Source organism: Lysobacter sp. KIS68-7, assembly GCF_021284745.1.
Lineage (GTDB): Bacteria > Pseudomonadota > Gammaproteobacteria > Xanthomonadales > Xanthomonadaceae > Noviluteimonas.
Map to the genome: position 1 here is coordinate 85,328 of NZ_CP089925.1, position 14,134 is coordinate 99,461.

Annotated in this window: 15 protein-coding genes; 11 read left to right on the forward strand and 4 right to left on the reverse strand. The window is 67.0% G+C overall.

Annotated features, from left to right (window positions below; genetic code table 11):
* Position 1 precedes the first annotated feature (1 nt).
* Together LVB87_RS00385 and LVB87_RS00390 are read right to left on the reverse strand one after the other, a co-directional pair.
* The gene (locus LVB87_RS00385) at positions 2–2,266 is read right to left on the reverse strand and encodes a DUF5916 domain-containing protein (protein WP_232898949.1); all 2,265 of its coding nucleotides are present in this window, start codon (positions 2,264–2,266) and stop codon (positions 2–4) included.
* Between the two features lie 192 nt (positions 2,267–2,458).
* Positions 2,459–2,926 carry an SET domain-containing protein-lysine N-methyltransferase gene (locus tag LVB87_RS00390; RefSeq protein ID WP_232898950.1) on the reverse strand — a complete coding sequence of 156 codons (468 nt, stop codon included), beginning with the start codon at positions 2,924–2,926 and terminating at the stop codon, positions 2,459–2,461.
* 127 nt (positions 2,927–3,053) lie between these two features.
* Between LVB87_RS00390 and LVB87_RS00395 the strand changes: the two genes are divergently transcribed.
* The 11 genes from LVB87_RS00395 (at position 3,054) to LVB87_RS00445 (ending at position 12,884) form a co-directional block, all read left to right on the forward strand.
* A complete protein-coding gene (locus tag LVB87_RS00395; RefSeq protein WP_232898951.1) occupies positions 3,054–3,632 on the forward strand; it encodes a cytochrome C in 579 nt (192 codons plus the stop codon).
* 83 nt (positions 3,633–3,715) lie between these two features.
* Positions 3,716–4,165: an SUF system Fe-S cluster assembly regulator gene (locus LVB87_RS00400; protein WP_232898952.1), complete on the forward strand. Its 450-nt coding sequence runs from the start codon at positions 3,716–3,718 to the stop codon at positions 4,163–4,165.
* 8 nt (positions 4,166–4,173) lie between these two features.
* Positions 4,174–5,616, forward strand: coding sequence for a Fe-S cluster assembly protein SufB (gene sufB / locus LVB87_RS00405; RefSeq protein WP_232898953.1), 1,443 nt, complete (start codon positions 4,174–4,176; stop codon positions 5,614–5,616).
* 15 nt (positions 5,617–5,631) lie between these two features.
* The gene (gene sufC, locus LVB87_RS00410; protein ID WP_232898954.1) at positions 5,632–6,396 is read left to right on the forward strand and encodes a Fe-S cluster assembly ATPase SufC; all 765 of its coding nucleotides are present in this window, start codon (positions 5,632–5,634) and stop codon (positions 6,394–6,396) included.
* Positions 6,396–7,628 carry a Fe-S cluster assembly protein SufD gene (sufD, locus tag LVB87_RS00415; protein ID WP_232898955.1) on the forward strand — a complete coding sequence of 411 codons (1,233 nt, stop codon included), beginning with the start codon at positions 6,396–6,398 and terminating at the stop codon, positions 7,626–7,628. The genes sufC and sufD overlap by 1 nt, the downstream gene beginning before the upstream one ends.
* Complete coding sequence (locus LVB87_RS00420) at positions 7,625–8,863, forward strand: cysteine desulfurase (protein WP_232898956.1); 1,239 nt, start codon at positions 7,625–7,627, stop codon at positions 8,861–8,863. The genes sufD and LVB87_RS00420 overlap by 4 nt, the downstream gene beginning before the upstream one ends.
* Before the next feature lie 34 nt (positions 8,864–8,897).
* A complete protein-coding gene (locus tag LVB87_RS00425) occupies positions 8,898–9,158 on the forward strand; it encodes a hypothetical protein (protein ID WP_232898957.1) in 261 nt (86 codons plus the stop codon).
* Positions 9,155–9,679 (forward strand): GNAT family N-acetyltransferase, encoded by a 525-nt coding sequence (locus LVB87_RS00430; protein ID WP_232898958.1) that lies wholly within the window; start codon positions 9,155–9,157, stop codon positions 9,677–9,679. The genes LVB87_RS00425 and LVB87_RS00430 overlap by 4 nt, the downstream gene beginning before the upstream one ends.
* On the forward strand, positions 9,676–9,999 hold the full coding sequence (locus tag LVB87_RS00435; RefSeq protein WP_232898959.1) for a non-heme iron oxygenase ferredoxin subunit: 324 nt from the start codon (positions 9,676–9,678) through the stop codon (positions 9,997–9,999). Before LVB87_RS00430 ends, LVB87_RS00435 begins: the two co-directional genes overlap by 4 nt.
* A 103-nt stretch (positions 10,000–10,102) precedes the next feature.
* The gene (locus LVB87_RS00440) at positions 10,103–12,244 is read left to right on the forward strand and encodes a TonB-dependent siderophore receptor (RefSeq protein WP_232898960.1); all 2,142 of its coding nucleotides are present in this window, start codon (positions 10,103–10,105) and stop codon (positions 12,242–12,244) included.
* A gap of 28 nt (positions 12,245–12,272) precedes the next feature.
* Positions 12,273–12,884 carry a PepSY-associated TM helix domain-containing protein gene (locus LVB87_RS00445; RefSeq protein WP_232898961.1) on the forward strand — a complete coding sequence of 204 codons (612 nt, stop codon included), beginning with the start codon at positions 12,273–12,275 and terminating at the stop codon, positions 12,882–12,884.
* A 5-nt stretch (positions 12,885–12,889) separates the two neighbouring features.
* On the opposite strand, the gene LVB87_RS00450 is transcribed toward LVB87_RS00445, so the two are convergent.
* Both LVB87_RS00450 and LVB87_RS00455 read right to left on the reverse strand, forming a co-directional pair.
* The gene (locus LVB87_RS00450) at positions 12,890–13,486 is read right to left on the reverse strand and encodes a HutD family protein (RefSeq protein ID WP_232898962.1); all 597 of its coding nucleotides are present in this window, start codon (positions 13,484–13,486) and stop codon (positions 12,890–12,892) included.
* Between the two features lie 126 nt (positions 13,487–13,612).
* Entirely contained in the window at positions 13,613–13,945 is a 333-nt protein-coding gene (locus LVB87_RS00455) for a ComEA family DNA-binding protein (RefSeq protein WP_232898963.1), read from the reverse strand.
* Between the last annotated feature and the right edge of the window lie 189 nt (positions 13,946–14,134).

The following is a 14,134-nucleotide window of genomic DNA, read 5'->3' on the forward strand; positions in this document are numbered from 1 at the left end:
GTCACAGCTCCCAGCGATAGGTGAACTTCACCACCAGCTGTTCGGAATCGCGCAGCGAATAGGCATCGCGCAAGGCGTCGCGCGCTTCGTTGGAGTACTCGTTGAACAGGTCGCCGCCGCGGCCGTACACCACGTACAGGTAGGACAGCGGCTTGTATTCCCAGCGGTAGCGCACCTGGAAGCCGAGGTTGCTCAGCGAGAAGTCGTTGACCGGATCGTTGGTCGGGATCGGCGTGCCGTCGGGCTCCATGCGCCAGGCCTGGCGCAGCTTCGCGTCCAGGCCGAGCGACTGCATCTTCACGCGCAGTTCCTGGTTCGTGCCGATGTTCCAGTTCACGCCCGCGTCGATCTGTTCGGCGTGCTCGTTGAAGGTGCCGAGCAGGTTGTCGTACTGCCAGATCATCCACTGCGGCGTGCGTTCGGCATACAGCGTGACGTAGACGCTGAAGGCATCGCTGATGAAGTAGGTCGGCTGGAATTGCGTGTTCCAGCCGATGGCGCGGCTGTTGTTCGCATCGCCGATGCCGCTGTTGTTCGCGCCGAAGTTGGCATAGAACGACCAGTCGCCCTTGCGCGGCCAGTTGCGTTCGGCGAAGGCGTTGAAGTTGGACGGCGTGCGCAGGATGCCGTTGCCGCGCAGGATGCGGTCGTCGTAGCCGGCAGTGTTGAGGTTGATCTGCGCGTAGGAGTTGCCACCGTCCTTCATCTGGTTCTGGACGCTCAGGCGGAACTGGCGTTGCAGGTCCAGGCCGTGGTCGTTGTCGGTGGCGCTGATGCGCGCGCGCCAGTCGTGCGAGGAAAACTTCGAATCGGCCGGCATGTCGGTGAAGCGCTTCATCACCTGCCAGTGCGCGTAGTTGAGGTTGTTGCGCGACAGGAAGCCGAAGTCGTTGATCTGCAGGCTGTCGCTGAAATGCATGCCCAGCCACTGCTGGCGCCAGCCCTTGTCCATCTCGTAGTCGATGATGGTGGTGAAGCCGTCGCCCTTCTCGCTCTTGCCGATGCTCGGGCTGTTGTCCGCGCCTTCGTCGATGTCACTGAAGATGAGGCGGTTCTGGATGCTGAGGCGTTCGTTCGGGCGCCAGTTCTGGTCGAAGCCGACCACCTGCGCGTCGCGGTCGTAGAACGGACGGTCGACCTTCGTGTACATCATGCCGACGCTTTGCGTGGCGAAGTCGTGGCTCAGGCGCAACGCGCTGAAGGTGCGGCCGGCTTCGTCGGCTTCGTCGGCGACGAGCACGCCGTACTTGGTGGCGCCGAAGCTGCCGTTGGCTTTCACCGCCGCGGTGATGTCGCCGGGGCCGCTACCGTCGTCCGCCGGGCCGCCGACGCGGCGGGTGTAGACGAGCTGGCTGAAGTCGGACGGCGTGGTGAATTCGAACGGGCCCTGGTTCTCGGTGAAGAACGGGCGCTTGTCGCTGAAGAAGGTTTCGTTCGCGCTGAAGTTGACGACGATGTCGTCGCTCTCCACCTGGCCGAAGTCGGGGTTGAGCGTGGCGGTCAGCTGGAACTGGCCGTTGGGCTTCCAGAAAATGTCCGCACCGGTGTCGAAGGTTTCGTCGTGTCCGACGTTGTCGTACAGGCCCGACACGTACGGCGTGATCGCGATCAGCGCCTGGTTGTAGACCGGCACTTCGATCGGCGTGAAGTCCGACAGGAAGCGCGGGCGCTCGAAGCTCGCGGCCGGCCACGCGGCGCGTTCGCCGGTGCTGCCGATCACGCGGTCGAGGTAGATGCGGAACGTGCGCTTGCCGTCCTTGCCCTTGCCCATCGGCGCGATGTACCAGGGGATCAGCATTTCGACGTACCAGGCTTCGGCGTCTTCGCTGACGGCGTGTTTCCAGTTGCCGTCCCAGTCGGTGCTGAAGCTGTTTTCGTTGGTGATCACCGCGTCGTTGATGCCGTCGGTCGAGCTCACCATGAAGTTGTAGCCGGTGCGCCCGTCGCCGAAGTCGATCATCAGGTTGTCGCGGTCCACCTGCGCCTGTTCGTCGCGACGGATGCGCTGCTTGGTGCGCGGCACGCTCGCCGGCTGCGTGTTCTTGAACGCGATCGCCAGGCCTTCGGGCGTGGCGAGGATCCAGGCTTCCGTCGGCTGCGAGGCCGGCGCGCCCGTGAGCGGTTGGGTGATGCGGAAATCGGTGACGTGCTGGGCGCCGGCGTATTCGCCGGGTTCGATCTTGCCGTCGACGTTGACGGCATAGGCCTGGCTGGAAAGCGCGGCAAGGATGGCGAGGGACAGGGTCGCGACGCGGCGGCTGCGCATTGGGGGGGTCCGGGTCCGTGGAGGCGGTGGGGAGGAGGTGGCAAGTTGCGGGCAGCCTATGCGCGGCAACGCCCGCCGCCGACTCCCGTCAGTCATGCAAACCTTTTGCCTAGGCCGCGCATCGCCAAGGGATGCGCGGCTTTGCCCGCCGGGGCAGGACCCGCTGGCTGCCCGGTTTACTTCTTGCTTGTCTTACTTCTTGGGCTTGAGCATCGTGCCTGTGCAGTTCTTCGAACCGCAGTGGCAGGCCCAGATCTTCTTCAGGCGGGCCGTGTGCGGCTCGTCCAGGGTGATGCCGTAGTCGTAGGTGAGCTCTTCGCCCGGCTTGATCGCGCGCGTGGCCTCGATGAACACGCGGTCCTTGCGGGGGTCCCCGCCGTCGTGCTCATCGAGCACCGCTTCGCAGTTCGGATCGCAGCTGTGGTTGATCCAGCGCGCCGTGTTGCCGCCGTGGTTGGCGTCGATCACGTACTCGTCGTTGAGCGTGAACAGGAAGGTATGCCCGCTGTCCACGTCCCCGGTGTCGCCGTTGTCCACCTCTTCGTGGGTGCGGCGCTGGCCTTTGTATTCGACGAGGCGCTCGCCCTTCTTGATGGGGGCGACGGCGAACACGCCGTTGCCGTGGATCTGCGAACGACGGGCAGCGATCTTGCGGGGCATGCGGAATCCGGAGAGGAGGAAAGAAGCGGGATTGTCGCCGTTCGTCGGTGAAGCCGCCATCGGCTTGGCCTCCCTGCGATGCCGGTTCCGTATTCCGGGGTTCCATCCTTGTCGTGACGAACCACCGATGCGCGCACCACGCCTGCTGCTCACTGCCCTCGCCCTTTCCCTGGCCGCCTGCAAGCCTGCGGCGAACGATGCCAAGCCCGTGGCCGATGCGCCGGCCGCGACCCCGGCGACGACCTCGCACGGCATGACCGATGCCGAACTGATCGCGCAGGGCGAATACATCGCGCGCATCGGCGGTTGCAACGATTGCCACACGCCGGGCTACGCCGAAAAGGGCGGCGAGGTGCCGAAGGACCAATGGCTGGTCGGCACCGGGCTCGGCTGGAGCGGCCCGTGGGGCACGACCTATCCGGCCAACATCCGCCTGAAGGCCGCCGACATGGACGACGCGGCATGGCTCGACTACACCGCCAAGCTGCATACGCGCCCGCCGATGCCCGACTTCGCCGTGCGCGACATGAAGGAAAGCGATCGACTGGCCTTCTTCCGCTTCGTGAAGTCGCTCGGCCCGGCCGGCCAGCCGGCGCCGGCCTACCTGCCGCCGGGCCAGCAGCCCCCGATCCCCTACGTCGAGTTCAAGCTGCCGCCCCCGCCGGCGGCCGCTTCCACGGCAGCCAAGCCCGCCGCCGCGGGCTGAGCTGAACCCGCTGCCAGCCCGCACTGGCCCGGGCGATTCCTAAAACGTACAATTTCAGTCCGTTTTAGAGGGTCACCCCGGCCATGTTGCGGGTCACCAAGCTCACCGATTACGCCACCGTCGTCCTGACCGCCCTCGCCGCGGCGCCAGACCGCGTGCACAGCGCGGCCGAGCTCGCCGAACAGGCAGGCCTGGAAGTCACCACGGTCGCCAAGCTGCTCAAGCCGCTTGCGCAGTGCGGCCTCGTCGCCGGGTTCCGCGGCGCGCACGGCGGCTATCGCCTCGCGCGCGACGCACGCGAGATCTCGCTCATCGAAATCGTCGAAGCCATGGAAGGGCCGCTCGGCATGACCGAGTGCAGCGTCCATGCCGGCGCCTGCGGCATCGAATCCTCCTGCGGCGTGCGCGCGAACTGGCGCCGCATCAACGACGTGGTGATCGACGCCCTGCGCGGCGTCTCCCTCGCCGACATGTTGTCCCCCACCTCCATCAAGACGCGCCGCGCCATTCCCGCCACGCTCGCGACGGCGTGAGATCTGCCATGACCCAAGAAAGCAACGTCGAAATCCTGGACCGGCTCGGCCGCCGTTACGAGGCCGGCTTCGTCACGGACATCGAATCCGATTCGCTGCCGCCCGGCTTGTCCGAAGACGTCATCCGCTTCCTCTCCGCCAAGAAGGAAGAGCCTGAGTGGATGACCCAATGGCGCCTGGCCGCGTATCGCCACTGGCTCACCATGCCGATGCCCAACTGGGCGAAGCTCGAACTGGCGCCCATCGATTTCCAGGCGATCAGCTACTACTCCGCACCGAAGGCCAAGTACGCCTCGCTGGATGAAGTGCCGCAGGAACTGCTGGACACCTACGAGAAGCTCGGCGTGCCGCTGCACGAACGCGCCAAGCTCGCGGGCGTGGCGGTGGATGCGGTGTTCGACTCGGTGTCCGTCGGCACCACCTTCCGCAAGGAACTGGCGGAGAAAGGCATCATCTTCTGCTCGATGTCCGAGGCGGTCCGCGAGCATCCCGAGCTCGTGAAGCAGTACCTCGGCAGCGTCGTGCCCACCGGCGACAACTACTTCGCCGCGCTCAACTCCGCCGTGTTCTCCGACGGCAGCTTCGTGTTCATCCCCAAGGGCGTGCGTTGCCCGATGGAGCTGAGCACGTACTTCCGCATCAACGCAACGGGCACGGGCCAGTTCGAGCGCACGCTCATCATCGCGGAGGACAAGAGCCACGTGTCCTACCTTGAAGGCTGCACGGCGCCGATGCGCGACGAGAACCAGCTGCACGCGGCGGTCGTCGAGCTCGTTGCGCTCGAGGATGCGGAGATCAAGTACAGCACCGTGCAGAACTGGTATCCGGGCGACGAGAACGGCGTGGGCGGCATCTACAACTTCGTGACCAAGCGCGGCGAGTGCCGCGGGGCGCGTTCGAAGATTTCGTGGACGCAGGTCGAAACCGGTTCGGCGATCACCTGGAAGTACCCGAGCTGCGTGCTGCTCGGCGACGACTCGGTGGGCGAGTTCCACTCCGTCGCGCTCACGCACCATCGCCAGCAGGCCGATACCGGCACCAAGATGATCCACGTCGGCAAGCGCACCAAGTCGAAGATCGTCAGCAAGGGCATCAGCGCGGGGCGCGGGCAGAATGCGTATCGCGGGCTGGTGAAGGTCGAGCGCAGCGCCGAGGGCGCGCGCAACCATACCCAGTGCGACTCGCTGCTGATCGGCAAGCAGTGCGGCGCGCATACCTATCCCTACGTCGAAGTGAAGCACCCGACGGCGATCGTCGAACACGAAGCCACCACCTCGAAGATCAGCGACGACCAGATGTTCTATTGCCGCAGTCGCGGCATCAGCGAGGAAGACGCGGTCTCGATGATCGTCGACGGCTTCTGCAAGAGCGTCTTCCGCGAGCTGCCGATGGAGTTCGCGGTGGAAGCGAAGAAGCTGCTCGAGGTGTCGCTGGAAGGCGCGGTGGGCTGAACAATGGAAAAGAACATGCTGAAGATCGACAACCTCCGCGTCCGCGTCGCCGGCCGCGAAATCCTCAAGGGCCTCTCGCTCGAAGTCGCACCGGGGCAGGTGCACGCGATCATGGGCCCCAACGGCGCGGGCAAGTCCACGCTGGGCAACATCCTCGCCGGGCGCGACGGTTATGAAGTCGTCGAAGGCACCGTGACCTTCGAAGGCCGCGACCTGCTCGCGCAGGAACCGGAAGCGCGCGCCGCCGAAGGCGTCTTCCTCGCCTTCCAGTACCCGGTCGAAATCCCGGGCGTGAACAACACCTATTTCCTGCGTTCGGCGCTCAATGCGCAACGCAAGGCGCGTGGGCAGCAGGAACTGGATTCGATGCAGTTCCTCAAGCTCGTGCGCGAAAAGCTCGCCGTGCTGCACCTGAAGGACGACCTGCTGCATCGCGGCGTCAACGAAGGCTTTAGCGGCGGCGAGAAGAAGCGCAACGAAATCTTCCAGCTCGCGGTGCTCGAACCGAAGCTCGCGATCCTCGATGAAACGGACTCGGGCCTGGACATCGACGCCCTGCGCAACGTCGCCGACGGCGTGAATGCCTTGCGCGCGCCGGACCGCGCCTTCCTGGTGATCACGCATTACCAGCGCCTGCTGGACTACATCAAGCCGGACGTCGTGCACGTGTTGTCCGACGGCCGCATCGTCGAAACCGGCGGGCCGGAACTCGCGCTGGAACTCGAGCAGCACGGCTACGCCTGGCTCGCCGATCGCAAGGCGCCGGAGGCCGCTGCCTGATGAGCGCTTTGCTGGAATCGCTGGCGCAGGGTTTCGACGGCGACGCGGCGCGTCGCGCGATGCTCGATGCGGTGCTGCGCGAAGGCCTCCCGAAGCCACGCAGCGAAGCGTGGAAGTACACGGCGTTGCGTGCGCTGGAACGGCGGACGTTTGCGCCTGCGCAGGGCGCGCCCATCGAGCCGGGACTGCTCGCGACGATGGACGGGCCGCGCATCGTGTTCGTCAATGGCATGTTCGATGCGCAGGCGTCGAAGCTCGATGCATTGCCGGCGGGTGTGTGCTTGCAGGCCGGCGTGGTGGACGGTGAAGCGCCGGCGGCGCATGCCGACCTCGTGTTCGCCGGACTCAATGCGGCACTCTCACGCACCGGCGTGATGTTGCAAGTGGCGGCTGGCGCGCGGATCGACGCACCGCTGCATCTGGTGTTCGTCGGTGCGCCGACCGGGGCCGACCAGGCCTGGCACCTGCGCCATGCGCTCGAAGTGGGCCAACACGCTGAGGTTTGCGTGGTCGAACACCACCTCGCCGCCGGGGCGCACGCGCATCTCGGCACCGTGTCGATGTCGGTGGACCTCGCGCGCGGCGCCCAGCTCGCGCACCTGCGCGTGCAGGATGAATCGGCGGGCGCCACCTTGTTCGTGCGCACGGACGCGAAGCTCGCGGAAGACGCGCGTTATCGCAGGCTGGACCTGGAACTCGGCGGCGCGATGACGCGGCACGAGTTCGGTTGCCGCTTGCTGGGCACGAATGCGGTGGTGCAGGCGGACGGTGCGCTGCTCGGCGCGGGCCGTCGCCACGTCGACACGCGCCTGGACATCGATCACGTCGCCGGCGATACGCGTTGCGACCTCACCTGGCGTGGCCTCGCCGCGGACCGCAGCCGCGTGGTGCTGCACGGCGGCATCCGCATTCGCGCGGGCGCCGACGGCAGCGCGGCCTCCCTGTCAAGCAAGAACCTGTTGCTGTCCGACCAGGCGGAGATCGACGCGCAGCCCGTGCTCGAAATCCATGCCGACGAAGTCCAGGCGGCGCACGGTGCGGCCGTGGGCGGGCTGGATCCGACTGCGCTGTTCTACCTGCGCTCGCGCGGCCTGCCGGCCGATGAGGGGCGCAAGCTGTTGACGCGGGCCTTCGTGCGCGATGTGTTGTCCGGCGTCGATGCGCGCCTGCGCCCGATCGCCGAAGGCGCGCTGGATCGCGCGCTCGCCACCGCACTGGAGCGGACCGCATGAGCACCGTCGCCTCCCCCGCCGGCCTGGACTGGGCGCGCGTGCGCGCCGATTTCCCGTTGCTGCATCGCGAGGTGCACGGCAAGCCGCTGGTGTATTTCGATTCGGCGAACACGGGGCAGAAGCCGGCCGCGGTGATCGAAGCGGTGGATGCGTTCTATCGCCGCCACAACGCCAACGTCAGCCGCGCGGTGCATGCGCTCGGCATGGAAGCGACGGAAGCCTACGAGGGCACGCGCGAGCGCCTCGCACGCCACGTCAACGTCGCGGCCGAAGACCTCGTCCTGACCAGCGGCACGACCTTCGCCCTGAACCTGGTCGCGTATTCGTTCGGCCTGCCGCGCCTGAAGACCGGCGACGTCGTGCTGCTCACGCGCATGGAACACCACGCCAACATCGTGCCCTGGCAGCTGATCTGCGAGCGCACCGGCGCGACGATCCGCGTGGCGGAACTGCTGCCCGACGGCTCGCTCGACCTCGACGCGCTGTACGCGGCGATGACGCCCGAGGTGAAGATCCTCGGCGTGGCGCACGTCTCCAACGTGCTCGGCACGATCAACCCGGTGGCCGCGATCTGCCGCGAGGCGCGCAAGCGCGGCATCGCCACCGTCATCGACGGCTCCCAGGCACTGCCGCACATGGCCGTCGACGTCGCCGCCATCGGTTGCGATTTCTATGCCTTCACCGGCCACAAGATGTGCGGGCCCACGGGCACCGGCGCACTGTGGGGACGGCGCGAACACCTCGCCGCCATGCCGCCGTTCCTCGGCGGCGGCGAGATGATCAAGGAAGTGCGTTACGAGGGGACGATCTTCAACGACCCGCCGCACCGCTTCGAAGCGGGCACGCCGAACATCGCCGGCCACGTCGGCCTCGGCGCGGCCGTGGGTTACCTGGACGGCATCGGCATGGCCGCGATCGCAGCCCGCGAGGCTGCGTTGCTCGCGCACCTGACCGAAGAGATGCAGCAAGTCGACGGCCTGCGCATCCTCGGCACCGCGGCGGACAAGGCGGCGGTCGTGTCCTTCCTGGTGGAAGGCGCGCATGCACACGACCTGGCGACCCTGCTGGACCTGGAGGGCGTGGCCGTGCGCTCGGGCCACCACTGCGCGCATCCGCTCATGCGCTTCTTCGGCGTCCCGGCCACCTGCCGCGCTTCGCTCGCGTTCTACAACACGCACGAGGAAATCGAGGCCTTCGCCGCGGCCCTGCGCAAGGTGCGCCGCCTGCTCGGCTAGACTGGCGACCCTGTCGACCGACGAGGGCTGCCCGGTGAGCGAAGACGTCGCCGCACTGCTGCGGGAGATCCGCGACAACCAACGCCAGGCGATCGCGCTGCAGCGCGAACACATGGCGATGTACGCCAAGCAGCTCGAGCGCGTGGAGCGCATCAACGACAAGGCCGAAGCGCTGCAGTCGCGCGCTGCGCGCACGGTGAAGTACGCCATGTGGTTGTTGCCCGTGGTCCTCGTGCTCCTGCTCATGATCGGTTGGCCTTACCTCCGTTACCTGTGGTGGTGGATCTCGCAATGAGTGCATTGATGTTCCGCGCCGCGACGGCGGCCGACCTGGACGCGCTGGTCGCGCTCGTGACCTCGGCCTATCGCGGCGACGTGAGTAAACAGGGCTGGACGACCGAAGCCGACTTCCTCGAAGGCAACCGCATCGATCGCGACGTGCTGCTGCGCGACATCGAACGTCCGCGCAGCCGCGTACTCATCGCCGAACGCGACGGCGACCTGATCGCCTGCGCGCACGTGTGCGAAGACGATGGCGCCGGTTATTTCGGCATGTTCTCCGTCACGCCCACCCTGCAGGGCGGCGGCATCGGCAAGGCCTTGCTGGCCGAATCCGAGCGCATCGTGCGCGACGAGTGGGCGCTGCCCGCGATGCGCATGACCGTCATCGACATCCGCGACGAACTCATCGCGTTCTACGAACGCCGCGGCTACGCGCTCACCGGCGTCAAGAAGCCCTTCCCCTACGGCGATCCGCGCTTCGGCATTCCCACGCGCGACGACCTGCGCTTCGAAATCATGGAGAAGCCCCTGTGAGCGACGGCTGGGTGCGCGTCTGCGCGACCGCCGAATTGTTGCCGGGCGAATCGAAGGTGGCCTGGGACGGTGACACCGCCATCGTGGTGTTCAACTACGACGGCGATTTCTACGCACTCGAGGATCGTTGCTCGCACGAGGATTTCGATTTGTCCTCGGGGCCCTTCGACGGCGACGAAGCGACGATCGAATGCGTGCTGCACGGTTCCAAGTTCGACGTGCGCGACGGCCGCGCGCTCAATGCGCCCGCCTATGCGCCCGTCCCCAAGTTCCCGGTGAAGGTGGAAGACGGGGCCGTCTGGACCCGCGATGACCGCTGATCGGCGGGTCTCGCCGATCTCGGCGATTGCATTTGCGAATCGTTCTCATTAGCATGGTCTGGCTGCGGCAACTGCCGCCTACGACAACCGCTTTGAGGACGTCATGCCCCACTCCCCCCTGCGCGCAGCCCCCCTCGCGCTCGCACTCGCCATCGCCCTGTCCCCCGCCGCCCACGCCGCCGAGGACCCCGCCGTCCCGCGCAAGCCGACCGAACTCGACAAGGTGGAAGTCATCGGCAAGGCCGACGCCTATGTGGTGCCCGAATCGTCCACGGCGACCAAGACCCCCACGCCGCTGCGCGACACCCCGCAGTCGATCACCGTCGTCACCCAGCAGCTGATCCGCGACCAGGCGATGCAGAACATGGCCGACGTGGTGCGCTACGTGCCGGGCGTGACCATGGCGCAGGGCGAAGGCAACCGCGACACGCCCGTGCTGCGCGGCAACAGCTCGACCTCCGACATGTACGTCGACGGCATGCGCGACGACGTGCAGTACCTGCGCGACCTCTACAACATCGATCGCGTCGAAGCGCTCAAGGGCCCGAACGCGATGATCTTCGGTCGCGGCGGTTCCGGTGGCGTGATCAACCGCGTGACCAAGCAGGCCGACTGGAAGACCGTGCGCGAGGTTTCCGCGCAGTTCGGCTCCTGGAACAAGCGTCGCGTCGCCGCCGACTTCGGCCAGGCCATCAACGACACCGCCGCGTTCCGCGTCACCGGCATGTTCGAGGATTCGGAAAGCTACCGCGACGATTACGACGCGCGTCGCTGGGGCGTGAACCCCACCCTGTCGCTGTCCGTCGGTGAGAACACCGCAGTGACGCTGGGTTACGAACACTTCGAAGACGATCGCGTCGCCGATCGCGGCCAGCCCTCGGAGCCCGCCGTGTTCAACGGGACCCGCATCAAGATCGATGCCGATCCGTCGACGTTCTTCGGCGACCCCGCGCGCAGCGACGTCACCGCCGACGTGGATGCCTTCACCGCCCTGGTCGAACACGACTTCGGCGGGGGCGCGACGCTGCGCAACCGCACGCGCATCGCCGACTACGACAAGTTCTACCAGAACGTGTTCCCGGGTGCGGTCGACCCCACGCGCACGCAGGTGGCCATCTCGGCCTACAACAACGCCACGCAGCGCACCAACGTCTTCAACCAGACCGACCTGATCTGGAACGCGACCACCGGCAGCGTGCACCACACGCTGCTGGCCGGCGCCGAACTCGGCCACCAGAAGAACGACAACCTGCGCTTCACCGGCTTCTTCGGCGCACCGGGTTCGACGGCCACCTCCGTGCTCGTCCCGCTCGGCAACCCGCGTTACACCGGCCCCATCGATTGGCGCCAGTCCGCGACCGACGCGCGCAACCACAGCGTCGCCAACGTCGCCGCGCTGTACGTGCAGGACCAGCTCGAGTTCTCGCCGCACTGGCAGGCCATCGTGGGCCTGCGCTACGACCGGTTCGACGTCGACTTCACCAACAAGCGGCTCGACGAAGGCAATCCGAACCGCAATCTCTCCAGCACCGACAACCTGTGGTCGCCGCGCGCGGGCCTGGTGTACAAGCCGATCGAACCGGTCTCGATCTACGCCAGCTACAGCATCGCCTACCAGCCGCGCGCCGGCGAACAGCTCGCCTCGCTCTCGCCGACCAACAAGGCCTTCGATCCGGAGAAGTTCACCAACTACGAAATCGGCGCGAAGTGGGACATCAGGCCGACGCTCGCGCTGACCGCGGCCGTCTACCAGCTGGACCGCACCAACGTCGTCGTGCCGAGCGCGGTCGATCCCACCGTCTCGGTGCTCGTCGACGGCCAGCGCGCCAAGGGCGTCGAAATCGGCCTCGCCGGCTCGCTCACGCAGTGGTGGCACGTCATGGGCGGCTACGCCTGGCAGGACGGCGAAGTGCTCGCCGGCGCCGACAAGGGCAAGCGCCTGGCGCAGCTGCCGGAGAACACGTTCTCGCTGTGGAATCGTTTCGATATCGCCGAGAACTGGGGCGTCGGCTTCGGTGCGCAGTACCGCGACGACATCTTCGCGCAGCTCACCAACGCGGTGACGGCGAAGAGCTACACCCGTTACGATGCCGCCGTGTTCTTCGACGCGAACGACCACCTGTCGCTGCAGCTGAACCTCGAAAACCTGTTCGACAAGGAATACGTCGTCTCGGCGAACTCCGACAACAACATCATGCCCGGCTCGCCCCGCGCAGCGTCGGTCAGCCTGCGCTACAAGTTCTGAGCCCCAACCTCCACGCCTGGACCCACCGATGCAAGCCACCGTCGCCACCACGCCCCGACGTTCCGCCGCCACTTACCGATGGATCCGCCAGATCCACCTGTGGATCGGCGCATGGGGTGCATTGGCGGCGGTGATCTACGGCTTCACCGGGCTGGTGATGAACCATCGCTTCGGCGACAGCGCATGGTTCCAGGGCGACAGCGAAGATCGGGCGAAAGTGGCATTGGAAATTCCGGCGCAGGCGCAGGCCTCGCCGGAGGCCCTGTCCTTGTGGCTGCGCGATACGCAGAAGCTCGACGCGCAGGTCATCCGCAAGAATCCGCAGACCTCGAAGTGGTCCCTCAGCGGCGGCAGCGCCACCGACGCGTGGTCGCTCGACTACACGCCCGGCAGCGCAAGTGCAGAGGTCAAGCACACGCGCCACGACACGCTCGCCGCGTTCAACCGCCTGCACAAAGGCGTCGGCGGCGGCATCGGCTGGAAGATCCTCTCCGACAGCTTCGCCATCTGCATGTTGCTGCTCGGTCTGTCGGGCATCTGGATGTGGGCACGCGGCCGCAGCGCAAAGGACCTGGTGGTCAGCGTGCTCGGGGTTTCGCTGACGGCGATGCTCGTGGTGTTGCTGCCCGCGTTGCTGTAACGCGCTTACTTCGGGCGAAGCTGCACCAGCAACACTTCGCCGCCGCCATCGAGCACGTGCCGCAGGCGCGTATCGCCTGCGCGCAGCAAGGCGGTGTCGCCCGCCTGCAGCGACGGCAATCCCGAATCGTCCGCGAAGCGCGCCTGCCCCGCGAGAAGGTGCACCGCCCACGTCGTGCCGGCCTCTGCGAAGATCACCATCGGCCCCACCAGCGGGCGATGCCAGAGTTGCGCGTCGATCAGGTCGCGCCGCCACATCAGGTTGAAGTCCTGCGTAGCGCCGTCGATCAGTTCGCCGTGAACGCTGGCTTCGCCTGCGAAGCGCAATCGCCCGTGCGGCGGTTCCAGCGAATGCACGCCGCCTTCGTCGAAGCGCAGGCGCACGCCATTCCCCGAGAGCAGCACGATCTCGCGATCGATGCCGGGGAAACGCGAGAACGGCGCGTCCTGCTCGATCTCCGCGATCGACAGGCGCCACGCCCACTCACCGCCTTCGGGCTCCGCCGCGATCTCGCGCGTCCAGCCGGCGCCATTGCGCCAGCGCTCGCGGCGATATTCGTTCGCCGGAACGACGCGGGACAGCGCGGGCGCGAGCGTGCTCATGCCCAAAAGGTTACGCGCGAAGCGAGGCAAAAGGGCAAGGGCCGGCACCGTCCTTTGCGACGGCCCCTGCACGACGTCCCGCCCAACGACCGCCCGCGGCCGCCGGGACGTCACCTGGTGCTTCGGTCAGGGCGTGGCCGACGCCGCCGCGGCCGGCTTCTTCGCCGCCCCGCCTCCCGCCCCGAGGTCGATGCGGTCGCGGTTCTTCTCGACCGTCTTGAGCCCGATGCCCTTGACCTGCGCGAGCTGTTCGAGGCTCTTATACGGCCCGTTCGCCGTGCGGTGCGCCACGATGGCCTCGGCCTTCGACGGGCCGATGTTGACCAGCACGCGGTCGATGGTCGCCGCGTCGGCGGTGTTGATGTCCACCTTGTCCGAGGTGGCCGCCTGGGCCGCGAAGGCCACGGCGAGCACGAGCGACTGCAGGACGAGGGCGGTGTGTTTGACGAACGAACGCATGTGGGGGCTCTCCCTGGAAATGGCCTGCGCGGCGGGATGCCGGCGGCAAGACCATGGTCCGATCCGGCCCGCCGCCGCCCCATCGGGCTTTCCCGCCCGCCCGCTTCGGTGTTCCTCGCGCCCGCGTGTAAGGAATGTCTGAAGCCGACCGCCGCCGGGGCGGTAGAATCGCGGGTCTTTCCCGCACGC

What these genes read in the sequence shown, in the direction of transcription:
- sufB (WP_232898953.1), top strand. Translation starts at nt 4,174, where the DNA reads ATGACCCAAGAAAGCAACGTCGAAATCCTGGACCGGCTCGGCCGCCGT.
- sufD (WP_232898955.1), top strand. Translation starts at nt 6,396, where the DNA reads ATGAGCGCTTTGCTGGAATCGCTGGCGCAGGGTTTCGACGGCGACGCG.
- LVB87_RS00455 (WP_232898963.1), bottom strand. Translation starts at nt 13,945, where the DNA reads ATGCGTTCGTTCGTCAAACACACCGCCCTCGTCCTGCAGTCGCTCGTG.
- LVB87_RS00430 (WP_232898958.1), top strand. Translation starts at nt 9,155, where the DNA reads ATGAGTGCATTGATGTTCCGCGCCGCGACGGCGGCCGACCTGGACGCG.
- LVB87_RS00400 (WP_232898952.1), top strand. Translation starts at nt 3,716, where the DNA reads ATGTTGCGGGTCACCAAGCTCACCGATTACGCCACCGTCGTCCTGACC.
- sufC (WP_232898954.1), top strand. Translation starts at nt 5,632, where the DNA reads ATGCTGAAGATCGACAACCTCCGCGTCCGCGTCGCCGGCCGCGAAATC.
- LVB87_RS00445 (WP_232898961.1), top strand. Translation starts at nt 12,273, where the DNA reads ATGCAAGCCACCGTCGCCACCACGCCCCGACGTTCCGCCGCCACTTAC.
- LVB87_RS00450 (WP_232898962.1), bottom strand. Translation starts at nt 13,486, where the DNA reads ATGAGCACGCTCGCGCCCGCGCTGTCCCGCGTCGTTCCGGCGAACGAA.
- LVB87_RS00420 (WP_232898956.1), top strand. Translation starts at nt 7,625, where the DNA reads ATGAGCACCGTCGCCTCCCCCGCCGGCCTGGACTGGGCGCGCGTGCGC.
- LVB87_RS00440 (WP_232898960.1), top strand. Translation starts at nt 10,103, where the DNA reads ATGCCCCACTCCCCCCTGCGCGCAGCCCCCCTCGCGCTCGCACTCGCC.
- LVB87_RS00390 (WP_232898950.1), bottom strand. Translation starts at nt 2,926, where the DNA reads ATGCCCCGCAAGATCGCTGCCCGTCGTTCGCAGATCCACGGCAACGGC.
- LVB87_RS00395 (WP_232898951.1), top strand. Translation starts at nt 3,054, where the DNA reads ATGCGCGCACCACGCCTGCTGCTCACTGCCCTCGCCCTTTCCCTGGCC.
- LVB87_RS00385 (WP_232898949.1), bottom strand. Translation starts at nt 2,266, where the DNA reads ATGCGCAGCCGCCGCGTCGCGACCCTGTCCCTCGCCATCCTTGCCGCG.